Origin of the sequence: Saprospira sp. CCB-QB6 (assembly GCF_028464065.1) — a bacterium.
Lineage (GTDB): Bacteria > Bacteroidota > Bacteroidia > Chitinophagales > Saprospiraceae > Saprospira.
Genome location: NZ_CP116808.1, coordinates 348,511 through 375,175, shown reverse-complemented (window position 1 = coordinate 375,175; position 26,665 = coordinate 348,511). Strand labels below are relative to the sequence as shown.

At 40.5% G+C, this 26,665-nt stretch carries 13 protein-coding genes; 10 read left to right on the top strand and 3 right to left on the bottom strand.

The features are described from left to right. Positions 1 to 307: 307 nt before the first annotated feature. The 10 genes from PPO43_RS01480 (at position 308) to PPO43_RS01435 (ending at position 22,538) form a co-directional block, all read left to right on the top strand. Entirely contained in the window at positions 308 to 1,909 is a 1,602-nt protein-coding gene (locus tag PPO43_RS01480; protein WP_272620019.1) for a LamG domain-containing protein, read from the top strand. Between the two features lie 4 nt (positions 1,910 to 1,913). Next, positions 1,914 to 2,408: an OmpH family outer membrane protein gene (locus PPO43_RS01475; RefSeq protein ID WP_272620018.1), complete on the top strand. Its 495-nt coding sequence runs from the start codon at positions 1,914 to 1,916 to the stop codon at positions 2,406 to 2,408. Next, on the top strand, positions 2,408 to 3,013 hold the full coding sequence (locus PPO43_RS01470; protein ID WP_272620017.1) for a hypothetical protein: 606 nt from the start codon (positions 2,408 to 2,410) through the stop codon (positions 3,011 to 3,013). The genes PPO43_RS01475 and PPO43_RS01470 overlap by 1 nt, the downstream gene beginning before the upstream one ends. A 21-nt stretch (positions 3,014 to 3,034) precedes the next feature. Beyond that, positions 3,035 to 10,210, top strand: a complete 7,176-nt coding sequence (locus tag PPO43_RS01465) for a hypothetical protein (protein ID WP_272620016.1) — start codon at positions 3,035 to 3,037, stop codon at positions 10,208 to 10,210. 46 nt (positions 10,211 to 10,256) lie between these two features. Next, on the top strand, positions 10,257 to 10,934 hold the full coding sequence (locus tag PPO43_RS01460; protein ID WP_272620015.1) for a hypothetical protein: 678 nt from the start codon (positions 10,257 to 10,259) through the stop codon (positions 10,932 to 10,934). Positions 10,935 to 11,436: 502 nt separating this feature from the next. Further along, positions 11,437 to 19,056, top strand: coding sequence for an RHS repeat protein (locus tag PPO43_RS01455; protein WP_272620014.1), 7,620 nt, complete (start codon positions 11,437 to 11,439; stop codon positions 19,054 to 19,056). 78 nt (positions 19,057 to 19,134) lie between these two features. Next, positions 19,135 to 19,710 carry a hypothetical protein gene (locus PPO43_RS01450; protein ID WP_272620013.1) on the top strand — a complete coding sequence of 192 codons (576 nt, stop codon included), beginning with the start codon at positions 19,135 to 19,137 and terminating at the stop codon, positions 19,708 to 19,710. 475 nt (positions 19,711 to 20,185) lie between these two features. Next, on the top strand, positions 20,186 to 21,343 hold the full coding sequence (locus tag PPO43_RS01445; protein WP_272620012.1) for a hypothetical protein: 1,158 nt from the start codon (positions 20,186 to 20,188) through the stop codon (positions 21,341 to 21,343). A gap of 7 nt (positions 21,344 to 21,350) precedes the next feature. Further along, the gene (locus PPO43_RS01440; protein ID WP_272620011.1) at positions 21,351 to 21,767 is read left to right on the top strand and encodes a hypothetical protein; all 417 of its coding nucleotides are present in this window, start codon (positions 21,351 to 21,353) and stop codon (positions 21,765 to 21,767) included. Positions 21,768 to 22,208: 441 nt separating this feature from the next. Beyond that, positions 22,209 to 22,538, top strand: coding sequence for a hypothetical protein (locus PPO43_RS01435; RefSeq protein WP_272620010.1), 330 nt, complete (start codon positions 22,209 to 22,211; stop codon positions 22,536 to 22,538). Positions 22,539 to 23,175: 637 nt separating this feature from the next. Here the strand turns inward: PPO43_RS01435 and PPO43_RS01430 are convergent. Genes PPO43_RS01430 through PPO43_RS01420 form a run of 3 tightly spaced genes read right to left on the bottom strand, consistent with a single transcriptional unit; the run spans position 23,176 to position 26,552 of the window. Continuing rightward, positions 23,176 to 24,135 carry a succinylglutamate desuccinylase/aspartoacylase family protein gene (locus PPO43_RS01430; RefSeq protein ID WP_272620009.1) on the bottom strand — a complete coding sequence of 320 codons (960 nt, stop codon included), beginning with the start codon at positions 24,133 to 24,135 and terminating at the stop codon, positions 23,176 to 23,178. Continuing rightward, positions 24,135 to 25,103 (bottom strand): ATP-grasp domain-containing protein, encoded by a 969-nt coding sequence (locus PPO43_RS01425; protein ID WP_272620008.1) that lies wholly within the window; start codon positions 25,101 to 25,103, stop codon positions 24,135 to 24,137. Before PPO43_RS01425 ends, PPO43_RS01430 begins: the two co-directional genes overlap by 1 nt. A 3-nt stretch (positions 25,104 to 25,106) precedes the next feature. After that, positions 25,107 to 26,552 (bottom strand): hypothetical protein, encoded by a 1,446-nt coding sequence (locus PPO43_RS01420; protein WP_272620007.1) that lies wholly within the window; start codon positions 26,550 to 26,552, stop codon positions 25,107 to 25,109. Between the last annotated feature and the right edge of the window lie 113 nt (positions 26,553 to 26,665).

Below are 26,665 nucleotides of genomic sequence, written 5' to 3'. Positions count from 1 at the left end.
TATTTTTTTAAAAAAAATATAATAGTTGTGCCATCTGTTTTTAATGGCTATTTCTGATCTTTTTTTTGTTTTATTTTAGTACTTGTGACTTTAGCTGACAAGCTGTCTTAATAATTGAGTACATTTGCGCCCACAAAGTGGAGAATAAAAAAACTAAAAAACATAACAAAAGGGGGCGAAAAAAAGGGGGTGTTGACCTAAAAATGTTGTCCTTATTTTCCTCTTGAGGGAAAGTTAATAGATTAGTTATAGTGCCTGTATTGGATAAGGCAAGACCCAAAATAAAGAAATAGCAGAAAGCAATAAGATGAGAAATAAGTTAGGGATTTTAGCCATATTGCTTCTAAGTGGGCAGTTATTATTGGCTCAAACGGGATTGGTCGCAGATTTACGAATGAATGGAGATGCGGATGATGTTCAAGGGAACCATTCTGCGACAGTAAATGGAGCGACTTTGACGACCGATCGTTATGGTCGTGCGAATAGTGCATATTATTTCGATGGACAGGACGATTACTTGGAGTTAAGTAATTTGAATGCCTTGAAATTTTCGGAATTTAGTTATTCCGTCTGGGTAGAAGTGACTACAGTTAGTTCGGGAAGCTATATGCCTATTATATCTATAGGGGGATCGAATGGAGATCAAGGAATATTTATAGCTAATAATTACTATAGTCAATACACGGGCTGTATTGGTTATGGTTGGACAAGTTGCTCAAGTACAACAGCATATAATGCAAGCACAGGAGTGGTTCCAAGTTCAACATGGCATCACATTGTTTATACAAGAAATGCTACAGAGGGGAAGATATATATGGATGGAGTTTTAGCTTCAACGAAGACTATCCCTTCAAGTTGCCCTCCTTATTATGCCACTTCTCTGGAACGAGCAGTAGTGGGAATGCGATTTAATCAGACAAAGCATTTTAAGGGGAAGTTAGATGAGCTGAAAATCTTTAATTATGCATTAGATGCTGATGAGGTTTCAGCGGTATATGAAAATAGTGCAGAAATAGGAGTGTGTTATTTGGATATGCCAGAGGAAGAGGAGGGAGTGGTAGAGTATACGGAGGGAGTACTCACGTCTTCTAGTTTAGAAAGAACAGAGATTAACTTTTCGGAGCAGATTTCCCCGATAGCCTTTTGTAAGGTTTCTCCCATTCCTGATTTAGGAGATGCAGGTATTTTGGGGTTTTCTCTACAGCTAAGTTCTTTTGGGGAAGATGAAGCCTCTAGTTATGTTGGGGTAGGTTTTAGACAAGAAAGTAGACAGTATTACTTTGAATTAGGCCTTGACAATATCCATATTTATATGGATAAGGAACTTATCTATACTGCGAGTAATAAAACAGCCTTAGGTGATCGAATAGAGTTAGGCTTAGAGCAAAGTGAAATTCATTTCTACAAAAACGGTTTAGAAATCGGGGAGCCTCAGGCTATTAGTGAGAAAGAATCGGGTAGGCTGTATTTGGGATTGACTGGTAATACTGCAGCTGTTGAGAATATTCGAATACGTACAATTTGTCAAGAACAAGATTTTAACTCAAATGCGGAGTTAGTCATTAACTCTACGACATATGAATGTATGGATTTTGTTGCAGGCCCTCCATATTATGAGTTAAAAGATGAATTAGATGGAGCTTTTTATGATTGTGTATCGGCTACAGTCTACTTTAGGTATAAGGAGAGCTATTTGTCAGAAACCGATCTAGGTTATACGATATATGATAACAGCTATAATGATGTAACAACTAGCTTTACGTTAGAAAATGTACATCGCCAGGATACTAAAAAAGAATATGGAACAAGCTATTTCAAATTGCAGGGAGATAATTCTACTTCAGGGTTTTATATTCTAGAAGTTTATGATGCAAAAGGGCAAGTTAAATATTTAAGGTTTAAAATTTAAGATAGTGAAGCATATAAAGTTAATAGGAGTAGGGGCCCTAGGGGTACTTTTAGGAGTCTTATTATTTTTTTTGCTAGATAGTTCGAAGACGCAAAAAATAGCTTATGTATCCTTGCCTGATTTGCTTAGTCAGTTTGATTTTGCTAAAGAATCAGAGCAAAAGGTACAATTGATTACAGATAAAAGAAAAGCAATTTTAGATAGTTTACAGTATCTTATTGTAAAAGAAGATAGTAGTTCTAGAGGTGCTTTAGTACAGGAATATCAGTTAAAGGAGGCTCAATTTGAAGCTGATTTGCAAACATTTCAACAAGAGTTGCACACACAAGTCGTCGAGCAATTGAGTCAGTATTTAAAGGATTATAATGAAAAACAAAAGTACGACCTAATTTTAGGAGCAAGGGGAGATGGGGCTATTATGGCAGCTAGTGAATCTATCAATATTACAGAAGATGTTGTAATTTATATAAATGAACGGTATAAAGGAGGGGCCAAGTAATGTTGAAGTATCTATTTTTTGCAATTATAGCTATGGTTTTGCTCTTGGCTTCTTGTCAGCCTGATCGTTTAGCGCCAAAAGAGTATTTAGAATGGGTAGAAAACCCTTCGAATCATTTTCAGCAGAAGAAGTTAATTGGTGAGAATGAATACATAGTACAATATGGAAATATTGATTACATCTATGCTCAGCAGGCTTTGCAATCTGGAGTAGCTCAGGCTCAAAAACGTAGGGAGGAGGAAGACAATGAGTTTGTATATCTAAAATTTAGAATACAAGATGTTGAAAAATCAATGAATCCTTTAGAAAAGAATGTTCCTGATGAGGAGACCTATTACCAGAGATTAAACTATTTGGCATTTGGTATAGAGGAAGATATTTTGTTTTTAGAAGGGACAGATACTTTAGGGCTAAGGTCTTTTCAATTCGTGCGAAATTATGCTTTAGCTCCATATTTAGATTATGTGCTCACTTTCGAGCGAAAAGATATAAAAAGTCAAGCGGATTATACTTTTGTGTATAAGGATAAGTTGTTTGGAGCGGGAGAGGTACGGCTTAAATTTGAAAAATCTTTATTAGCTAAAGTTCCAACTTTAGAGTTATAAACAAGAAGACATTTTAATAAAATGAATATATTTATACGTAATAACAAGAAGTTTACAGCTACATTGTTGACAACTTTGTTTAGTTTGACAGTTTGTCCTTTTCAGTTGTTTGCATTGACTTCAGGTCCTTCTCAGCAGGAATATGCAGCCTTTGAGCAGGCTACTACAACAGAGATGGTAGACCTATATTCTGGAGACTTTACCTATAATATTCCATTATTAGCTGTTCCAGGCCCTCAAGGAGGATATCCAATTAACCTAGCTTACCATTCTGGAATTGGAATGGACCAAGAAGCAAGCTGGGTTGGTTTAGGTTGGACGGTGAACGTTGGAGCTGTAAATCGTTCTTTAAGAGGTTTGCCAGATGATTTTAATGGAGACAAGGTGGAGAAAAAGTCACATTATAAGAAATCAACTACTATTGGGCTTAATTTAGACCTGAATAGATATAAAGAGGTTTTTGGAGTACGTAGAAGGAGTGGTAGGTATTCGATACCAACAGGTCAAATATATTGGAATAATAATAAGGGGATTGGATTTAGAGTAGAATCCTCTATTGGCGGAGGAATATTTAGTGCTGATTTAAGTTATGATACACAGTCGGGTATCGGATTAAGTCCTACATTATCTCTTTCTAAAGAATACAAAAATGCAACACTTAGTGTAGGCGTTGGGGCTAATATGAATTCTAGAGAAGGAATTCGTTCTTTGAACTTCGTGGCAGGTGGAGAAGGAAGTTCAAAGAGCAAAAATGGTAGAAAAAGTGCAGGTGGAAATGCTAACCTAGGACTAACTTTTAGCAAGAACCAGTCTGTACCTATGGTCACTATGCCCACGAAAACAACACATCTCAAATTAAAAGGAATTTTTGGTACAGCTAGTGGTTGGGGGACTTTTTTGTCTAGTTTTCCTCTAAATTGGTCTGGTGTTGTTGTCAATTCTCGTCAATCAAAGGAAAGTTCCTATTTTTTAGATGCTTATGGATATCTCAATTTAAATTCGTCTAAACTACAGGATGCCTCAGCAATAACAGACTTTAATGCGGCAAGTACATCGTATAATCTAAGCCAACCTAATTTACCGACTTCTACCTTAACTCATGATGTCTTTTTGATGACAGCTCAGGGAATTGGTTCTGCATTCCGTGCACATCGCTCAGATATTGGTATTTTATCTCAACACAAAAATGAACATACAATAAAAAATTATTCCTTTGGTGCAGAACTAGCTGTTTTTCCCTACCATATTGGGCTAGATGTTGGTCTTCCTGTTTTGTTAGGAAAAGGAACCATTAAATCTGGAGGCTGGTCAGATGACTTTAGTCTATTAGATCATTTAGCATTTACTGAAGAACAGAATAGTCGACCAGACTATGAACCTAGCTACTTTAAGGAATTAGGAGACAGACCAGCTTTGTTATCTAGTAATCATTACAATGACTGGGGAGGGGATGAAGCTGTTAGAGTTAATATTTCAAATTCTTTGTCTGGAATAGAGGCAACAGGCTTATCTTCAGGGGCTACTGCAACTGCGGAACGATCAGGATTTGACGGAACAACAGAGCGAGCAGCACGAACTGTTCCAGTTCAAAAGTTGACTGCAGATGAAGCTAAAATATATGGTTTTAGTAAAAATCTTACTTATAAGGATGCTACAGGTTCTAATACTGTAGAGCGTAGAAAGTTTCCAACGGGAACTCAGCCTATAGGGCACCATATTTCCGAAATTATTTCTGTACAGCCAGATGGTATGCGCTACATTTATGGTTTAGCTGCATACAATTTGTCACAGGAGGATCTTGTGTTTTCAGTAGAAAAGGATGATGCAGCATTAACAGATTATAAGATAGATGTTCCTACCGGCGAATATTATAAAAGTGGTAGTTTAGCAAGTCCAGACCAAGAGTTTTTAGATAAGACAAAATTACCTGCTTATGTAAATTCTTGGATGTTAACAGATGTAGTATCTGCAGACTATATTGATGTTACTGGAGATGGAGTTACCGATGATGATCATGGTTATTGGGTGAAGTTTAAGTACAAAAAAACCTCTGATGAATATCATTGGCGTGTACCCTATAGCCAAGCTAACTATATGCCTGGTACATCTAATCCCTATGATGACAAAGGGAGTTATTCTAAAGGGGTAAAAGAACTATACTATCTTGATGAGGTACATACAAAAACACATGTAGCTGTTTTTGAAACAGAAGAACGAACTGATGGCTTTGGTGCGGACCCTAACAATATTAATGGGGGGAAAGAAGCTAATGTAAGTGATGGAAATAAAATGTATAAGCTTAAAAAAATAAAGCTTTATACTAAAAAAGAGTATGAAAAATACAAACAAAATAGTGCCAGAGGCATACCTACAAAAGTTGTAAACTTTGAATATAATGATGAGACTGCAGGTCTCCCAAATTTATCTGGAAATACACCTAATGCAGCTACTGCTTCAACAGGAAAATTAACGCTTAGAAAGCTGTACTTCACTTATGGCCTATCTTCAAAAGGGAGTGCTACACCCTATGTATTTGACTATATAAAGTCAAGTGCAGGAAATACCGCAAACTACAATTCAGATCTAAATCCAAACTATAGCGATCAAGCTTACGATTGCTGGGGGAACTATCGTGATATAACTAAGTATCAAGGTGCTAATGGAGAGGTTTATCCTTATATGGAATTCCCATATGTAAATCAAGATGATCCTGAAGATCCCGCTATTTGGCATCTGACTTCTATTAGTTTACCTACTGGATCTAAATTAAATATAGACTATGAAAGAGATGATTATGCTTATGTAGAAGATAAAAAAGCACTACAAATGTACGACATTTTAGGGCTGGGAAATGATTTATCCGAAATTCCTAAAAATCAAGCTAATGAGTACTACCAAAGAGGGGTCTACGATGATAACTCAGGGGTTTATGAACAACAAAATGCTTTAAGCTCAGCAGCTGGGGATAAAATTTTCTTTCCATTGAAAGAGCCAATGTCTATGACAACAACTCTCGCAGACTTAAATGCAGATTTTTACAAAAAGTACTTGGAGGAAATCAAATATGTTTACTTTAAATCGAGAGTAAACCTTAAAACAATCACAAACTCAAGTTCTCCTTTTAATGGTAATAATTATGATTTTATTAGTGGGTATGCTAAGTTAGAAACTGCTAATCCTGGAGTTGATTATGGTGTGGTGAGCTCTGGTAATCAAGGGAGTAGTTATGATATTGGTTTTATTCGTCTAAAGCCAAGTCAAATTGAAGGTTTAGGAGGTGTTTCCGTTGGAGAACTTCACCCCATTCAAAATGCAAGTTTTCAGCATATAAAAAAATATCGTTCAGAGCTTATTTACCCAAATAATAGCATTTATCCAGAGATTGCTGACCTTACTAATTTTGTAAGCGATATCAACAGCATGTTGAATGGATATAAAATACATCTTAGAGAGCAGGGCTTTGCAAAAAATATTAGCCTGAGTGGTTATTCGCAGATTCGCCTAATGGAACCAACTGGAGTTAAATATGGTGGAGGTGTTCGAGTGAAACAGATCACTATTCATGATGGCTGGGAGGATATGACTAATGCCAATTACCTATCAGGAAGTTATGGGCATGTTTATGATTATACCACAGAAGAGAATGGCCAAAAAATTAGTAGTGGCGTAGCCTATGAACCTATAATTGGAGGAGAACAAAGTCCTTTGGCTCAACCTATCGAGTATGAGTATAGTAATCTAGCTAATACAAGCCATCAGAGCTTGTTTATGGAAACTCCTCATATGCAACAATATTACCCAGGGGCTTCGGTTGGCTACGGAAAGGTAACTGTTCGCTCATTGAAAGCAAACTTAGATATTTCAACAGGAACAACTAAACAACCAACATCTCCTATTGCAGTCTATGAATTCTTTACCCCAAAAGATTTTCCTGTAAAGGTAAAATATACAGAACCAGCTGTTAAAAAACCAATACCCTTAGGGATGGGGTTTGGCCTAAATGGTAGTGAGAATGACCATAGCGCAGACATAGGCATAACTTATAGTGAGGCACGCACAGGAGCAAGCCAAGGTTATGTGATTATCTTAAATGATATGCCTGGAAAATTAAAATCTATAGGACAGTATACCGCAAATCCACTTACATCAACGCCAGAGGCCTTAATAACTAAACAAGAGTATATTTATCATACAAATAGCCAAGGCGAACTGCAAAATGAAGTTGATGTCTTTACTGAAGATAGAAAATACCAAAAGGCATTGCTAGGTATAGAGTACGATGTTTTAGTGGAAATGCATGAAAATAGAGAGAATTTATCTTCTGCTCAAATCGACCTTAACCTAGATCAGGCTGGGATCTGGCCTATTGTAACCATTTGGGGAAAATGGAATAAGTCTATAAACACTAGCCGAACAGCTGTTGTCCAGAAAATTATTCACAAGTCAGGAATTTTAAAGGCAACTAGAATTATTGACGGCCAAGCAGTAATTACTACGGAAAGCCTAGTCTATGATGCCCTAACTGGAGAGGCTTTACTCACTAAGGTGCAAAATGAGTTTAAGGACGAAATCTACTCCTATAAACAAAAAGCAAGATGGTTTTATGATGGTATGGATGCAGCCTTTAAAAATGTGGGACTAAAACTAGAAGGGGAAAATGGAAACCCTGTCTTAGTTAAACAGGTTAACGGACAATACGTAAAACATTCATCTAGCAGCCTTGATTTAGCTAAGTACTTTACTGTAGGAGATGAACTATCAGTTAGAGTAAGTAACACAAGTACTTATGTCCGAGCATTTGTCTATGGTCGAGATGATTCTCAAGGAATTATTGGCCTATTGGATGAAGCTGGAAACCCTTTGAATATTGGAAGAATAGGAGCCCTTGTCATTACACGCTCAGGACATAAAAACTTTGTACATACAAATGCAGGAGCTATCGCTACACTAAACCAAGATTTTAGCCCAGCCCCATCTACAGGCACGGCTACTCTTGATTTGAATAATCAAAAAGTCTTAAATGCCTCTGCAGTTAAGTTTAAAGATTATCACTCTACTAAGGTTTGTGAAACTACTTATAGCTGTGATTATGGTCTTTGTGTAGACTATCTACCTGGGGTTTCTACAGATGCCAACCTGATTACCGTAGAAGTAGATGGAGCAGCAGTTACAGATTTTTCTGTAGGAGGAAGCTGTGACAATGGTGGAGCTCTTTTGCCTTGTATTGACGCGAGCTATGCAGATGTTCAATCTGGTGATGTGATCGTTTATATTGATGGTGTAGCACAAGCAGCTTCTTCTATTACAGAAAGTATTGCTAACTATAATTGTTCCTCAGTACCCAATACTATATGTTACGGCATACCACCAACTTTTTTTGGTTATGCGAATCCTTGTGAAGGATACTGTGTAAAAATGCGATTAAAATTTACTAATAATACAGTATATAATTATCCCGTTTCTGGAAGTAGTGACTTTACAAGTCTTATGTGTAATTCATGTAGTAATTGTGAATGTGTTCATGATGCAACTAATCCTCATTTTTTACATGTAAAACAACACTTAGGAAATGCCACAGGAAAAGTTGTTAGTGCGGGTACAGTGTATCCATTGGGTGGACAAGGGATGTGTCTCCCTGTATCTACTGCAGAATGGTATGATAAGTATCAGTATAGTTATTTATTTGTAGATTTTAGAAATTTACCCTCTCCACATGTCCTTAGAACACAACTACAATCACCTGCTTTGTGGCAAGGTGGTGGCCAATCTGTACCCAACCTGGTCCTAGCAGCTGTTTCTCCAGGTTCTACTCATGCAATTAGTGTAGAGACAGCAAATGGTTCCGTCATTTATGAAAATGCTTCCTATACCTTTGGTGCAGCAGCCTCTGGACAGCAAGTTACAGTGCCAATCCCTTTAGGAGATCATACTGTAGATGTATTTAGAGATGGGAATTTTGTCGAAAGCTTTTCGGCTTCTTCTTCTTGTAATGATCGAAATGATGCAAGCATTCTTGCCTCTTGCAATGAAGGAAGCACAACGAACCCCTTCCTCACAGGAGAAAAAGGAATTTGGCGCACATGGACCTCTTTTGCCCATAAAGGGGATAGAGAATATCCTAATGCTATTGGTAGTCCAGGCCTAAGAGAAAAAGGGATACTTAGTTCCTTTACCCCTTTTAGCTGGGCATCAACAGCTACTAATGAAAGTTGGGAGCATGCAGGGTTTGTCACCAAGTACTCCAAAGAGGGGCATGCCTTAGAAAGTCGAGATGTACTGAAGAATTATTCAGCAAGTCTATATACGGATAAGACAGATTTGCCCATTGCAATAGCTGGAAATGCTCGTTATCAGGATATTATGTTTGAAAGCTTTGAAAATTACGATAAAGATTGTGATGCACACTTTCAGATTATGGACCCAGTTTTAACAACAGAAGAAAGCCATACTGGACAATATTCAATGTATATGGATATGGCAGCAGGAATATCAGGAATTTTTACAATAACAACAATCAATTTAGGCCGCTTTGATGAAGCCGCCTGCATTGCAGCCTTGCAACGAGATGGGTTTAGTGTAACAGAAGAAATAATGAATGGCTACATTTATGAGGCAGAGGATGCAGATGCTATCCCAGAATATCTCAAGCCTAATCCCTCTAACCAAAAGTTACCCGAAACATTGCCGCTAGAATGTAGCTGTAACGGCAAATTTTCTCCTTTACCAACAAAGCCTTATGTCCTAAATACTTGGGTGAAAGAGAACCGAGCAGCTGCAGCAGCTATTGATACCGCCTACCACTTTATTGAGTTACGCGTAGTTGCTTTTGACGCTTCCAGTAATACACTAGGGTTTTTTCAAACTAAACCCAAAGGAAATATTATTGAGGGATGGCAACAACATGAAGTAAGTTTTGAATTACCTGCGAATACTACACATATAAACATTGTGGCTGTCAATACGAGCAGTTCTGGTGCGTATATAGATGATATCCGAATTCATCCAGCCAAGGCCGCTATGGAAACCTATGTTTATGATCCTATTCATCTAAAACCTTCTGCTGTTTTGGACAACAGAAATCACGCAACTTACTACATCTACGATGAAGAAGGGCAATTGATAAAGGTGAAAAAGGAAACCGAAGAAGGAATCAAAACTATTCAGGAGTCAAGAGCTCACGTCATCAAACGAGATTAGGCATTTTTTGAGCAATTCTATTGCTTACTACCTGAAAATTATGAGCATGAAAAGCATTTGGAAATCAGCATCTCTGCCACTACTGATTATACTGCTGACCCTTGGAGTAAGCAGTAATTTAAGTGCGCAAGATTTAAAAAAGGATCTTCAAAAAATTTATCAAAGCTATTTAGATCGAAGAACATACAAGTTTAAAGTCTCTACGATAAGAATAATGGGCAAGGAGAAAAAAACAGAGGGAATAACCACCTTTCTGAAAAAAGAGAACCTCTTTGTTTCTGAAAATAAGGACTTTGTAATGGTGTTGGGAGCCGGTAAATGGCTAAAAGTAGATTTTGTTCACCAATTGATGATTCTAAAAGATACTAAAGACACTCGCCCAATGATTGAAGATGGCCTAAAAGCTTTAGAAAAACTAGGTGGAGAACAGCCCCTTAGCTTTAAAATGCAAGGGGGAAAGAAAATATATAGTTTTTTAACTAAAGAGGAGTTGGGCCTAACCGAAATTCGGCTAAGCTTAACGGAACAAGCTATAGATCGAGTAGAGTATATCTACCAACTCGAAATAGGGGAGGAACCGCTGATTATCCAGATGTTGTACCAAGAACAAAGATTTGAAGAAAAAGAGATAAATAAATATCAAATTAATCAATTTATAAACTGCAAGGGAAATAGCTGTCAGCCTCAATCTCCCTATTTGCATTATCAAGTTTTATATAAATAGTGTTTGGGGCCTCCGCAGCGGCCTGCGGCCTTGCGGCGCTACGTTCGGCAGCTCGCTATTCGCTCGGCCCTGCGCAAAAAACAAGTTTTTGCTTGGTCTGCGGCTTTGCCGCACTGCCTACCATCGCTAGGCCGCTCAACGAGCTGTTTCCTTTTGGCTTTCCTCTTCGGCGGCAGGGCCGCTTTGTCCCTAGCCAGAGACCATAATTTATGAGGGCTTAGGATGGCAGCGCGAACTGACACTCCCTTAAAAGGCCCATCGGGCCTTGGCTTAGGGATGGAAAGCAGTGGCCCAAAGGGCCAGACCAAGGCGGCAAAGCCGCCGCAGGGCCGAGCGAACAGCGAGCTGCGGTACAGCCCGACCCGACCAAAGGGAGGGGAAGCCCCAAAAAGAAATGCACCTATTTTACTAGAGAACATCTTTAGTGAGTAACAAAAAAATTAGCGTTAAGATCTAGGACCTAAAAATCCAATAGCCTACTTGCCTTATAAATCAATCTGTAATGAAAATACAAAGTATACATAAAGCCATTTTAGTGATTTTGATTTGTCTTTTAGGGCAAATGGCAGCTAAAGCACAGACCTCATCATTATCCAATGAGTTGCATGGTACACAAATAACAAATACGGCTCAAATAGGAACCGAAGATATTTGGTATACCTACATGCAGGCCAACTCAGATTGGGAGGATTTGGGGCTAGGAGCTACTGCTTTTGATCAATCAAAGCGATTTACCAATGTAAAGGCTGATGCATTTGTGAATCTGAAGTGGGAAGGAAGCGATGGAATTGTATTTCCTCATGATTGGACCTATGAGGTAGTTGTGAAAATCTATAGTTGGGCCGCAAATGGAGATCCGTTGCCCACAACACTAGAGACGTTGACGATTAACTATGAGCCTGGACATAATCAAGTGTTTACAGATCAGGCTGGTGTTCGAGTGCCTAATGCTCATAAAGTAGTGGCTCAGATACAATCTATTGCTTATGCAGAACGAGGAGGGACGCTTCAGCAAGAGCCCTCGGTTCGAGTTGATTTTTTTGAAGATCTCTACTTGGAAACGAGAGTAGAGATTGAACGCTATTTCAGCTTAGATTTAGGGGCAAGTTTTGCCTTAACTCGTCAATCTTTAGACCTTACTAAACGACAAACAACTTATGTTTGGCCTTTTTTAGAAGGGGCGACTTCTTATGATTTTGAATGGATGCATATCTCTGATCAGTTGATTGGTGGTGACATCAGAGATTACGTGGAAGCATATGGTTGGGAAAAGGCTAGCCGAGTAAATTTGAAAGGAAATCGCTATACCTTGGAACTCCCTTATGAGTCAGGAGCGCTTTTCTTTAGAGTGCGAGCGGTTGGTCAATCTACAACAAAAAAGCAAGCAGTTTATACTGCTTGGATGGAAGGACCTTTTATTTTTGTACACGATAATGGAGATATTCCTCCTTATGATGGAAGCACAAATGGTTCGGCAGCAAAAAACTGGCTATATTCGGCAGCTTATGCTGAAAATGGAAAGCGGACAGAGCTTTTGAGCTTTGCAGATGGAACAGGACGTTTACGACAATCTGTAACTAAAGATAATGATACAAAAGTAGCACTAATTGGAGAAACGGTTTATGATTTTGAGGGACGTCAAGCTTTGGCTATAGCGGCTAGTCCCAGCCCGGATCTTTCTAGTGAATTAAAGTATTATGAAAATTATAATATATCTGCTCAGACGAATAAGCCTTATTCGGCAGTAGATTTTGATTTGGACCAACATTATAGTGGTTCTGCTCCGGCCTTATTGGCAACGACTTCTGGTACAGCTCAGTATTATTCTGCCAATCAAGCTCATGCCAATAATGAATTAGGGGCCTATACTCCCGATGGAGAGGGGGCGCTTTATGCTCAATCTGTTTTTGATAATCAGGGCCGGATAAAAGAGAGTTATGGAGTAGGAAAAACGTATAACAAAGATGGCGGTCATGGAGTTAAATATATTTATGGAACGGTTGACCAAAGAGAGTTAGATAAACTATTTGGTGCCGAGGTGGGCTATAGCGAGCATTATCGAAAGACCGCAGTTATTGACCAAAATGGTCAAGTTTCTGTTTCTTATGAGACGCTTTCTGGGCAAGTTATTGCAACTGCATTAGTAGGTGGTGCTCCAGAGCATAATGGGACCGCCATGCTAGATGATTTAAATTTAGCTAATTATCATTATGCGAGCTACCTCAATCAGGTTGAAACCATCGATCTTGATCTACAACAGCATAATAGACAAGAAATAGATGGAGATGATGTTGTATGGCGATCTAGTCGACCATTTACGCCCTTGAGTCTCAATGAGACTTACACTTTTGAATATACTTTTAATCCTGGAGAATTTAGCTCGCCCTGTCTTACAGGAGATTGCGAGTATGAATTACAGATTAAGTTGTATGATGATGCTTCGAATGAGTATATATTGGCTAATACTACAGCAGGGGTAAGTAATGTTAATTTAGGAGGGCAAACGGCTGTAGTGTTGAGTGACATGAATGCACTTTCGTCAATAAATAGCACAACAGTTACTTTTACGATTACTACTGGAACAGACTTCCCAATAGGAAGTTACCTTATTGAGAAATCAGTTCGCCTAGTAAATGTGAGTACTCAACTGGCTGACTTTAGAACAGAATTAGAGCAGCAATATCAAGAGTATCAGGATTATATAGCTGGAGGCCAACAAGGTGTAGATCCTACTACAGATGACTGTATTGATTTTAGTCAATATGAAGTTGTAGTTGATTTAGGCTGTAATGAGACCATAGAAAGTAATTTGTCATCATCAGATATCTATTGTGAGGCAACATATAACATCTTGGCTGCAGATATGAGCCCTGAGGGACAGTATTTTGATAATTTAGCCATTAACAGCACTAATACAGCGAATAATTTTTGGCTAACACATAACTTAACTACTGGAGCGGGAAATTATGACTTTGACTATATAGACCCCACTACAGGAACATTAACCTCAGCACAAAACTGGAATGAGGTACGAGATAATTGGCAAGCTGGCTGGGAAGATATTTTAGTTACAGAACATCCAGAGTACTGTATTTATGAGGCTTTTTGTGCTGAAAACTCACCTTATGTATTGGCGAGAGACTATGCTTATGGTACAGCTGGTTTTATGACAATGACAGAAGCAGAGGCACAGGCTGCAGGGATTCTAGATGCTAATGGTGATTGGTTAAGTCCAGTAGCTTGTCAACAAATGAGAAGTAACGATTGGGAAAGCCACCCTCTTTTTGTAGGAGATCCTATTATAGACCCAAATCAATTTGATTTAGGGCCATATGACCTTGTTACTGAAATTGGATCAGAGCTCTGTAATTATGGTGGATCTGGGCAAACGCTTTGGGAGGTTGCAGAAGGAATTGCTGCAGCAGATCCAGATGTTACAGCTTGGGAAATCTTTAAACAACATTACCGTCAAATTAGAGATAAGGAGATTGATAACTACTTTGCAGCAACTGCAGCTAATTGCTCGTTTTTGTCTGATGATGACAGTGAGCTAGGTTTAGCCTCTCATCAGTATTCTACAAGTTCTTTTTACGTAATTAGAATTCCTCAAAGAGGAAGTCAAGAGGCAAATGTAGCAGGAGCATTTACAAATACTGATGGTAGCTTAAACATTGATGCAGTTAATGATTATGCAAATGCTAATGCAGTATTACCTGCTTGTGGTTATTTAAGTGCAGAGTTAGTCATCTCAGAATCCTTAACAAATGCCTCAGGTTCATATACCCTTTTTATTGAAAAAGGAGTGACTAGCCCGCAAGTTTATGATTTGTCTTCAGCCTTTGATGTTTATTATTCAGCAGGAACCTATTGGGATAGAATTCCGACCATTCAGGCAAATCTGGATGCTCAGCTGTCTAGTATAAATACAGCCAATAACTTTAATATACAAGCAACAGTAAGAGAAGGAGGAACCTCTGATGAAATTGTAGTTGAAGTGAGAGTTCCTGCTACAGAATCTATTTATGACCCATCAACAGGGACCGTTTCTAATCAAGCTAGTGAGTATGTTACCTTAAATTTGGCACTAGATAGATATTATTCTGGCAGTCTTCAGACTATTGTTACCGAAAACTTTATAGAAGTTAGTTGTAATGATCAAGCAACAACCATAGAAGTATGTTTTTGTGAGGGAATCAATGATCTATTAACGACAGTGGGGGATGGAACACCTTCTAATACTGCTGTAGGAAATTTGCTCAATGAAGCTAATTCTAGTTTAGCTTTGGATGGAACACCTCCTTATACTGCTGTTGCCAATTTACTCAATGAGGCTAATCCTGGTTTAGCTTTGGATGGAGATATAGTGGAGTGTTGGTCAAATTATTGTGAATCAGAAGCACCAGTAGGTGGATTCACAGATATAGAAGATTATCAGGCATTTATTGATTTATTAACGACAGGAGGAACTTATAATTCTTGCACAATTGCAGCTGTACCAGAAGAACTTCAATGTTGGGCAGATGATGAAACTATATCTTGTGAAGAACAAGAAGCTGCTCTCTCTACACATTATACAAATCTAGCCGTAGAAGCTGCTATTGATGAAAAAATTAGAGCGCTTCGTAGTCAATTACTTGCGGAATGTGCTGCAGTAGAAGATCGGATGACCATGACTTCTACAAATAGAACTTACCATTATACACTGTATTATTATGATGCTGTAGGGAATTTGGAGCGAACCATTCCTCCTGCAGGAGTTCACTTTTTAGACCCTGCTAATTATCCCGCCGTAGATGCTGCACGGGCTAATGCAAGTACGCTTACAGCGAACTGCTTGCCTGAGCATAGTATGCCTTCTCATTATGTATACAATGCATATAATCAGGTGGTTAGTAATAGTTCTCCAGATGAAGGAGTAGTGCAGCTTTATTACGATAAATTAGGCCGTCCAATTTTTTCTCAAGATGCCCAACAAGAAATTGATGGCAAGGCTTCTTATATCATTTATGATGATTTAGGGCGGACTGTAGAAACAGGAGTTGTAGAGGAGTCTATTGGAAAGTCTATAGCAGATTATATAACTCAAGAGTGGTTAACCGACCAAAATGAAATCTACAATCAAAATTTCCCCAATTACTATGTAACCTATAAAGGTTGGCAAAAAACAGAGGTACGTAAAATCTATTTTGATGAGCCTCTAGCAACTACTCTAGTCAGTAGTTTAGATGGCCAACAACAGCATTTAAGAAACAGAGTAAGTGCCCGACAGTATTTGCCTGATGGGGTAAATATTGAAGAGGAAGAGCTGTATAGCTATGATGTGATGGGGAATGTCACAAATTTTGGACAGTATTATAGCTACTTGGCTTATTCAACAGTGAAAAACTGGGAGTACGATTTTGATCTTATTTCTGGAGCTGTTCATGAAGTAAATTATCAGAAAGGGAAGAAAGATGAGCTTTCTTTCCGCTATAGCTATGATGCAAATAACCGCCTCAAAAAAGCCTATTCTTCCGTTAATGGATTTATTTGGAATGAGGAGACTAGCTATGAATATTATTTACATGGTCCATTAAGACGGGTAGAGTTAGGCGAACATAAAGTACAGGGCTTAGATTATGTCTATACACTAAATGGACAACTAAAGTCAATGAATGGAAATGCTTTGTCTGTGGTTGATCCCAGTTCGGGGCAAAGACGAGACCCCGGTAGAGATGGCCAAGCTCTAAGTGATATTCATCAAATTGCAGATATACATGCCCGAGTGGCAGAAGATGTCTTTTCTTATGGCGTACATTACCATCAGAATGATTATCAGGCAATATCAACTACCGCAAACGGACAAAGAGCAGCTATGCTCAACTTACCCACTGATTATGAGCAAGAACTCTTTAATGGAAACATTAGTTCTGTAGTGTTGTCTATGACTGCCCCTGAATATGTGAGTGGGCAGCAGGAGGCTATGGATGTCATCTGGAAGAGCTACCGTTATGATCAATTGAATCGGTTGACTGCTGTTCGCAATGCTACTGCTACTGCCGCTAGTCTATCGACGAATGCACCTTGGTCTGCTAACCCCACAAGTATGAAATGGGCTACTAATTATAGCTTTGATGCTAATGGGAACTTACTTAGCTTGGAGCGCTATGAAGGCAATGCCCAGTTGATTGATGATTTTAGATATCACTATCAATCAGTTAATGGGGGGGGGACCGTTAATTCACTAGATTTCAAAAATAACCAGCTATTAAAAATTGAAGATGGCGTTAGTACTCAGTTGATAGATGGAGAACTATATGGATCGACCACAGAAAACTATGAGTATGATGCTAATGGCTCTTTGCTATCCAACAAACGAGAAGATGTAGAACAGTTGCATTGGACGCCTTCAGGTAAGTTAGCAAAGGTAGATTATACTACAGCTAGTGGCAAGGCCGATGTGTCTTATCGCTATGGCCTAGATGGCCATCGAACACTTAAGATTATACAAGCTGAAAATGCTGATTACTGGCAGTATACCGTTTACCTAAGAGGTGCTTCAGGGGCATTGGAAGCTACTTATGAGTATGAAGCCAAACCCACTTGGACGCCCTACTCAACAGTGACGACAGAGATTGCGACAGCAGTTTATTTGCGTACGCAAGAACTGGGCGTGGCGACATTGAGAAGAGAAGGCATAGCGTTTTATAGTGATATAGATAGCGCAGCTCCTGTACAGTATCAAAACGAAAGAGGCTATCATCGTTATGCGCTAAGCAATTTCCGAGGAGATTTGCGGATGGAAATTAGCGATATTAAGCTTCCAATGGGAACAGACTTAACAGTAGCAACTTACTATCTTGCAGATGTATTATCGGCTACAGATGCTTATGCCTACGGTTGGGAAATGCCTGGCCGGAACTTTCCTGGGGCTATTCCTCCAGAATATGGCCATAATGGAATGCGCAAAAGCCCAGAAATTGGCTCAGGGCATCATACTACATACTTTAGAGAGCTAGATGGGCGGATGGGCCGCTGGTGGTCTACGGACCCCATTACCTTCCCACATCAATCGCCCTATAATACCTTTGATGGAAATCCGATTTATTATACGGATGCTTCTGGGGCAAGTGTAGTTAGTCCTGGTCTAGAATGTCCCACTTGGAGTGAATCTAGTATAACGGAATCTGAATATAAAGTTGCTGTATCAACGGAAATTAGCTCTACCTCTTTTTCGAAGAGTTATGTGGCAGAAGTGGCTGCTGGAGCTGGCCCTCCTGTTAAGGGGGTATTAGGAGCTCAATTAAAACTAAAGGTAGGACTTAGCCACAAAAAGAAAATACCATTCCATGTTAGTGGAACCATAAGCGCTGGTTTACGAGGAGAAAACGTGCAGGGAGTTATGGATTTGTCAATGAGTGTGTATTCCGGAGGGTTGGGAACTTCTGAACAGCAACCTATTGGAATGGATGCAACATTAGCGTTTCATGGAACTTTTGGTAGTGATATGGGGACGGGAGACGTAATGGATATTTATACATTGAACAATATGACAGCGTCTGCAATTCCAAATCAACAGCGTTATTCAGCTACTTTTGGACATATGTGGACTTATAATACAGCTATTAGCGAGCTTACCAATCAGGGGATTATTGGAGCTAGAATTGGAAATTTCTCTTTTTATGCCAATAATGACATGAAGCTCTTTTCATTACTTGGTCTTGCCATATCAAGATTGGAAAAAATGGGTATATTGAACAAAGGAGATTTAGACTGGATAGCCAGTCAGACAGATTGGGGCTGGACTGGAGGACTGATCCTTATAGCAAGGATTCGGGGAAGGATATATGAAGGAGGATATCAAAGCTTTACTGGAAAGTTTGAGATAGATATTGAACGAAACAAAAGAAAACTAATTATAGACCCAATTACAGGGAAAATTATGTTTAGTCAAACACCATATCATCAATCTCTAAATCTAGCTTCGACCTTTATTCGAACTAATGGCGTTACTGTAGATATACTCACAGATGGTTGGTTCCAACACTTTATTCATACATATGTAGTGAAGACACCATTGTTTGAATACAACCGACGTGGTGTAATAATATCTGCTGACCATACCGCTAATATGCATCCCTAAGTGCTTTTCGGGGCAGATTTTCTCTTATGCCGTCCTAAATTTTTGCCACCGCTCTGATCGTATAACAAAATCATTTTTATGAAAAAGAAGAACTACCGCTCATATCAACTGGCCCTAGTTGGCTTGCTGCTTTTGCTGCAATATTCTTGCGCTATTTGTTCTGCAACGACTACAGCTAAAGGAAATCAAATTCCCCGAAAGTTTAAGGATTCGTATGTGACCAAAGCAGAGGACCTTTACCCCAAAGATTTGATAGATACAAATGCGATTTATTATGAATGTGATGATCCAGCTATTTATGATTCACCAAAATGTTATTTTATGCGTTTTTTTGCAGACGGTAAGTTGTATGCTAGTACAGGATTAGACAGTCTAAATAATGAGGTGGCCAATAATATGGTTAATGGTTTTGCTGGTTATTATTTAATTAAGGATGGGGAGTTAATTATCAAAACTTATACCTATGCGTATTGTGGATATTATATTATAGAATGGGCGAAAATATTTGAGGATAAGATAGTCGTATATAAAACAGATGATTATTATTGGCGAATAGAATTTGATTACTACCCTAATTCAAGTTCTGCTAAAGAGATAAATAGGGTATACTACAAACTAGATGTTGGTAAATTATACAGCCAGCCAGATTGGTAGTTGGTTTTTAAGCGGGGCCTCCCGCCTTCGGCGGGCGCTACGTTTCGGGGCTCGCTGTTCGCTCGGCCCTGCGCGGGCTGCGCCCGCTTGGTCTGGCCTTCGGCCACCCCTGCACATCGGTTACTCCCGTTGGTCGTCGAACTGCGGCTTTCAGCCTTGTTGTGGCCAGTCGCTTCTTCTAGATGCAAGAGATTAGTCTTTCTAGTTATGGGCCGATGGTTTTAACCATCGGCTCATTTTTATTGTGCTTAGTATGGCCGCTTTTGTTGCAGTGGGTTTCAACCTACAGGTATATATATCCATCCTACAGGCGGCGAAGCCGCCGCAGGCCTAGGGGCCTGCAAGGGTGCCGCGTAGCGGCAGACCCAGCCAGCTTGCTGGCGCAGGGCCGAGCAGATCTGCGAGCCCTGCAAGGGCCCGGCCGCCGCAGGCGGCAGGCCCCAAAAAATAGTATCTTTAGACCTCGTTTTTTGGAATGCGCAAAAGCCCAGAAATTGGCTCAGGGCATCATACTACATACTTTAGAGAGCTAGATGGGCGCATAGGCCGCTGGTGGTCTACGGACCCTGTGATTCATGCAGGAATGTCTCCTTATTCGGCTTTTGATGGCAACCCAATTTACTATGTAGATCCTTTAGGGGCAGATTCGGGATGTCCTGACTGTTCAGAGGAAGAAATTGAACATAGAGAAGCCAATGGGCAAGTTTGGGATGAGGAATATGGTGGCTGGACCGAGAGAGCAGCTATTACAAAAGGCAAAGCAGGTAAACATGCTAAAAAGCGTGCTGCGTTTATCAAGTATATGAGAAGTATAGGCTATACCCAAGCGGATGTCAATACTTACCTAAAGCTGAAAAAAAGGGGAAATAACCCAATTGTCAACAATATAGAATCGCGTATTGCAGAAGGACGGTACGAACCAATTTATGATCCGAATTCACCTTATGCTGACAAGTGGAGGGCGAGTTGGAATAGTGGCATCTATTCGAGTGATTATGGAAGAGGGGTAAGCAGTGTTGTAGGCACTATGGGGACCGTTGCCGTAGTAGCAGGACCAGGGCTGGTCATAGCTGCAAGTGGAATGTCTTCAAATGTTGCACGTGAGATTGCTGATGAAGTGGCAGATCAAGCTGTTGAATATGCGACAGGTTATAGTTTGCCTCCTACTTCTTTTACGGATCTAGCTCAATCAGGAACTAAAAAAATAATTAAACTAGGAACAAAAACGGGGCGTTCTTCTCGACAGGCGCATAGCGCTTTACAATTAGATGATGAAGTTTTTGATTTAATTTATAAAGGTCGTGATAATCCGATTCTTACTGCTACGCTCAGGCCAGGGTTGGCACGAAATCGACCATTTAGTGCAAAAAAATTTGAAGAATATACTTGGCAAGAAATATCTATACATCCCAAACAGTTTAGTCTCATACAGGCTGCAGCTAGAAAAAGTGTTTTACGACCACCATACTATAATATGTTTGGATTGCTTGGTGGGAAAAACTGCACGACATATTGTATAGATTTAATGAATAAGGGAGGCATGAATATTCCAAAAACTTTTTATATAAAACCTCCCCATGGAACTAGATCACCTTATGGATTAAGAGATTTTTTTGATAAAACTGTTAAATAGTCTTCCAATGCCAATGCATTTAAAATATATTGTTTCATTCAATAATCTACCCAAAATAAAAGAAATCCGAAGTGCTCTGTTAAAAAATTCAGGTACTGACTTTGATTTCAGTTCTCTAGATTTAGAAGAAAAGAATTATTATGTTGATATCTATCTTGAAGGTTCTTCTTCAGTGGAAGTTGAAGTAGACACCAATAATAATGAGTTAAAACTTTATACTACTACTTTTAGGTTATATTATCTAGAGGGACATTTACTAAAGGTCTTAAAGGATTTTGGGGGGCAAGTTGAGCCAAATGTGAAATTACCATACTGGACAAAAAGACCTTTAAATAGCCTATCAGAGAAACAACAGGAAAAAATTCTAGGGACTCCTAAGTACAAAAAAAAATGGTGGGAAAAGATTTTGGATAGTATTTGGTGATATTTGGGATAGGCGTTCATCCGTACTAGTTCACGTCCATACTCGGCCAGTTATTCTATCTATATTGATTTGTAGTTGGGGCCTCCCGCCTTCGGCGGGCGCTACGTTCGGCAGCTCGCTATTCGCTCGGCCCTGCGGCCTGACGGCCTTGGTCTGCGGCTTCACCGCACTGCCTACCATCGCTAGGCCAGTCGCTTCGCTCCTTCTAGACGCAAGAAATTAGTCTCGCTAGTTATGGGCCGATGGTTTCAACCATCGGCTCATTTTATTGTGCTTAGTTTGGCCGCTTTTGTTGCTGTGGGTTTCAACCTACAGGTATATATATCCATCCTACAGGCGGCGAAGCCGCCGCAGGCCCATAAAAGGGATTAGGGTTTTTGCTAATCCAGATTATTATAAACGAATGGCACAAAAAATATTAAAAGATGCAAAAATAAAATAATGGATGATCAATCGTTTTTAATGCAAGGCGAAATAAAATTTGTGAAAAAAATTAACGATACTCTTAGACTAAAAGATAAATCTAGAGTAGTAATTTACAATCCATATTATTTGGATGGTCATATTTCAATATATTTGAGATTCAAAACTGAAGTAAAAACCTTCAAATTAAATACTATTGAAATAGTTGAATTTATAGTGCCATTTATCGGAGTATTCAAAGAGCCAATTCAACCAAATAGTGTTTTTAGCGTTGGGACAGGTTTCGAAAATTTTGGTGAATTGAAATATTTAACTACAATTGGTTTATGGGAAGATAGTATTTGGTAAAGCGTTGCTGCTCGCTACTACTGCGCCGTCCATTTTGCCGACAGTCTCATCAAAAATGGGCTTAGATGCGGTCTCACAGTCGTGCAGCTACTCAGTGGAATAGCCATGTTCGCAAAGCTCATTAGTTATCTGCTTCGCTGCCCCTGTAGTGCAGCCTTGCATGCACATCGGTTACTCCCGTTGGTCGTCGAAGACGCCCTAAAGGGCTTGTTGTGGCCGTTTGGCCTTCGGCCAAGACTGTAGGTTGAAACCCTCCATAAATAAACATTTTTCAGTCCGTGCTTTCTTCTTTGGCGGCTGGGCAGTTTTGGGCCATGGGCTTCAGCCCATGGTTGTGGGGCTATGCAAAGAGCGGGCTAAAGCCCTTGTTTGCTGTTTATTACAACTCATTATGGGCCGATGGTTGAAACCATCGGCTCATTTTTATTGCGCTTAGTTTGGCTTTATTGGTTGCTGTGGGTTTCAACCCATAGGTATATATATACATCCTACAGGCCCGAAGGGCCGCAGGCCTAGGGGCCTGAAAGGGGGCCGCGTAGCGGCAGACCAAGGGCGAAATGAAATGAGCCCGCAGGGCCGAGCAGCCCTGCGAGCCCTGCAAGGGCCCGGCCGCCTTTGGCGGCAGGCCCCAAAAAAACTACTCCAAAATACCTAGGTGTAAAATGCGGCCGCCAGAACTATTGACTGGACTCACACTTTTGCCAATAATAATTCCTGCCTGTGGAGCGCGATATTCTGCAATGCGATCGCCAAAGATGTTTTCCTGATGGGCAATGAGCTGCCCCTTTTCAATATAATCAGTTACTTTGGGGTGGACATGCAAGAGCCCCCCCTTGCGAGTATAAATCCATTTGGAGGACTGACAAACGGGAATGTTGGCTCCCTCCTGAGACTCATAGGCATGCTCTAACATATTGAGCATGGCCAATACATTGTAAACGCCCTCTAGACTTTGGGCAATGATGGCCGGCTGAAAAACATTGGGATTGCCCAACTCTAAGGTAATAGCGGGAATCCCTATCGCCTCCGCTGCCCCTCTTAAGGTGCCATTAACGGCTGGGTTGTGCAAAATAATTTGTGGGTTCTGCCGGCGAGCCATTTCAGCACTGACCTGATTGCTCATGTCGGCCCGAATGTAATAGGAGTTGATCCGACCAAAGCTAGCTGTGTGAAAATCAATGAGATAATCAACCTGCTCCACAAATTTGTGGAAAAAAGCATAGGCATAGGCCTGACTCACATTGCCTCGCGCTTTGCCCGGCATGATGTGATTGAGGTCTACATTATCCTGAAAACGACGACGTTTTCGGAAAAAAGATGGAATATTGACGACAGGCGCAGCCAAAATGGTCCCTGAAAGCTTAGTGGGGTCCAATTCATTAAACAAATGCTGAATAACGGGAATCCCATTGATTTCATTTCCATGAATAGCTGAACTCAAGCCCAATATAGGCCCAGGTTTCGCCCCCTGAGCCACAAAAATGGGAATGGCCAAAGGATCTCCAAAACCATCGGAGGTGAGCGTGAGCCAAAAACGATAGACCTTCCCTTTTTCTAAAAGGTCCAAATCGAGTTGCTTAATTTTAGGTGCTTTCATTAAATAGAATCAAAGTAGTGAATAAGTCCCTCAATACTAGCTTGTAGGGCCGCTTCTCCAGCAGGAGCAATGCCGCCAATACTCAAGGTATTGAGTTCGGAAAGTAGGCGTTTGCCATCTGTTCCCATTAAGGTGTCGAGCCCATATAATAAGATGCCTTTTTCTTGAAGAATAGGGTGGAGGGCAGCCACCATTGCTTCTTCTTCAGGGCTTACTTGGCTGGCTTCGGCATGCCCGCCCTGTGCCACATTGCACATCCAAGAATCTTTGGCCGGAAAACGAATGGCCGCCGTGATAACCTGACCATTGCAAACCACAATTCGCTTGTCGCCCTCGGCTACTCGCTCTAGGTATTGCATCCCCAAATAATCGAGCTCTTTTTGCTGACTGGCCCATTCGGTATAGGGCTGCTTGTTGTTGCCCTCCCAAACATAATCATCGAGAATGCGCAAAACGCCCTGCCCCCCATAGTTGAGCAAAGGCTTGAGCACAATCGGAAAACGAGCCTTAAAGGCTTCTAATTCCGCCAAAGAGCGAATCCGCGCCATAGGCGGACAATGCTCCGCGATCTCTAGCAAGAAAGCTTTGGAGCTGGTTTGTAAAATCCCCGAAGGGCGGTTAATAATTCGTTCTTCTGGAAAAATCTGCCCCAACCACTCCAAAAAACCATCGGCTAGGGGACGGGGCAGACGAAGAAAAATAAAATCATAATCACTCAATTGGCCCGAAAAGCTAGGCGCAAAACAACTTTGATCCTCCTGAAAGGCAAAGTCCGCTTTTACTTCTGCCAACTGCAGTTGCTGGCTGCTCATCTGATAGAAAAAAGGGGCATTTTGGGCCAAAGCTCTACTCGCTACATGCACAGCCGCTACCTTAGGGTGTTGTCTAAGGGTTTTAGCCAAACCATAAAGCGAGTTGGTCGCGCTATGGCGACTAGGATCAGTGAGGATGAGGATTTTATAAGACATATACTAGTGTAGAATTTGGTTGAGGAGCTGGCTGTCGTTGTTAAGCGATTCAAAGAGCTTTGTACGCATCCGCCCCTTACTGTTGAGTAGTGTAGCCGCCATTTTATCAATGGCAATCATAGAAAGTGTAGTTTGAATGTAGGCTTCAATCAAATCATCTAGACCTACCCCCAATTTATTAAAATCTCTGCGGTCCATCAAAATCAACCGGTTGGTGTCGCTATCCCAACCCCCATCATCTCGCTTGATAGAGAGGTTGGTCCCTAGCATGCCCCAAGAGTCGGTCCCATCAATCAGTTCTTGAGCCAAAGGCAAGGCCGCCCGACGAGCATAAACGCAAAGTGGGCGAATCCCCTCTGGCGTAGCCTGAACCATAACGCGAAGATCAGCCACAAAGCTTTCTCCTTTGGCATTGGGCAAGGTGCCTACATGATAGAGTTTCCCCAACTTACTAGTCGAGCTCCAATTGTAGTTGCCAATCAAGCTCTGCACAATAAATTGATCGTACTCAAACTCTTGCTCCATGAAATCATCAAGCTCTTTTTGGCTAACAATTGTATAAACACCCTGCCCCGCATTGCTATAAGGCACTTTGATTACAGCTTGTCCACCCAGTTTGCGCACCCAAAGCGGAATCTCATTCTTAGAAACATCCCAAATGGTTTCGGGCGTAAGTATATTCAGCCCAGAGTCGGCAATCTCTGAATTATAAATGTCGTAGGCTTTGGCCGCCACCATTTTGTTGCGCCCCCCAGCCAAACAAGCAATCGAAGGATTCAAAATTTTGGTCTTGCTATAAATCGGCAAACGATCCCAAGGACGCTGAGTGAGGTAACGGAAAGCCGCCCGAATAGGCTGCCAGTTGCCCTCCGCATCCCGAACTTCCATTTGCGCATCCACAAAACGAACCGATGGGTCGGGATCATCTTTGGGAAAAGCCACATAATAAACCTGCTCTTGCATAACATCGGCCATAGCCGCCGCATAACCCGAAGCTTCCATGGGGTTTTTATCATAAACAACGGCCAAGCCCCCTTTTACTTTTCCTCTTTTGAGCAAAGGCGCAAAGGTTCTTTCCATCAATAAACGATAACCGCCTTGCTCCTGAAAATCATCCGTTAGCGGCATAGATTTTTGACCAGATGGACAAGAGTTGGTCTCAATCACTACCATCTTGCGGTTCCCTTTTTCTGTGGTCACATGAATGAGGTCGGCCCCCGCCCAGCGAAATTGCTGCGGCTGATAATTGAGGATTTTACGAAGGTTATCGTAACTCACTTTGGGGTGAATATGACAATAACGTCTTAAAATACGCTCCTGATCCAAGTTCAAAAAGAAGTTGACCATAGGATGAATTGTCGCATTAAGCGCTTTGGGATACCAGTGTTTGTCGGCTTCAAAATGACCGGGCTGAATAATTTGGGCAGCTTGGCTTTTGGGTATAGACATAAGTTAAAGAGGGAGTTAGATGCAATTGGTCTTGAATTGCAACATGAAACAATAATTTCCGCATTCAAGATGCAGTTTTTCCCCTAAAGTCAAATTTTTTTGCTCCTTTTTTT

What these genes read in the sequence shown, in the direction of transcription:
- PPO43_RS01440 (WP_272620011.1), top strand. Translation starts at nt 21,351, where the DNA reads ATGCCAATGCATTTAAAATATATTGTTTCATTCAATAATCTACCCAAA.
- PPO43_RS01465 (WP_272620016.1), top strand. Translation starts at nt 3,035, where the DNA reads ATGAATATATTTATACGTAATAACAAGAAGTTTACAGCTACATTGTTG.
- PPO43_RS01435 (WP_272620010.1), top strand. Translation starts at nt 22,209, where the DNA reads ATGGATGATCAATCGTTTTTAATGCAAGGCGAAATAAAATTTGTGAAA.
- PPO43_RS01420 (WP_272620007.1), bottom strand. Translation starts at nt 26,552, where the DNA reads ATGTCTATACCCAAAAGCCAAGCTGCCCAAATTATTCAGCCCGGTCAT.
- PPO43_RS01425 (WP_272620008.1), bottom strand. Translation starts at nt 25,103, where the DNA reads ATGTCTTATAAAATCCTCATCCTCACTGATCCTAGTCGCCATAGCGCG.
- PPO43_RS01480 (WP_272620019.1), top strand. Translation starts at nt 308, where the DNA reads ATGAGAAATAAGTTAGGGATTTTAGCCATATTGCTTCTAAGTGGGCAG.
- PPO43_RS01470 (WP_272620017.1), top strand. Translation starts at nt 2,408, where the DNA reads ATGTTGAAGTATCTATTTTTTGCAATTATAGCTATGGTTTTGCTCTTG.
- PPO43_RS01460 (WP_272620015.1), top strand. Translation starts at nt 10,257, where the DNA reads ATGAAAAGCATTTGGAAATCAGCATCTCTGCCACTACTGATTATACTG.
- PPO43_RS01430 (WP_272620009.1), bottom strand. Translation starts at nt 24,135, where the DNA reads ATGAAAGCACCTAAAATTAAGCAACTCGATTTGGACCTTTTAGAAAAA.
- PPO43_RS01450 (WP_272620013.1), top strand. Translation starts at nt 19,135, where the DNA reads ATGAAAAAGAAGAACTACCGCTCATATCAACTGGCCCTAGTTGGCTTG.
- PPO43_RS01445 (WP_272620012.1), top strand. Translation starts at nt 20,186, where the DNA reads ATGCGCAAAAGCCCAGAAATTGGCTCAGGGCATCATACTACATACTTT.
- PPO43_RS01455 (WP_272620014.1), top strand. Translation starts at nt 11,437, where the DNA reads ATGAAAATACAAAGTATACATAAAGCCATTTTAGTGATTTTGATTTGT.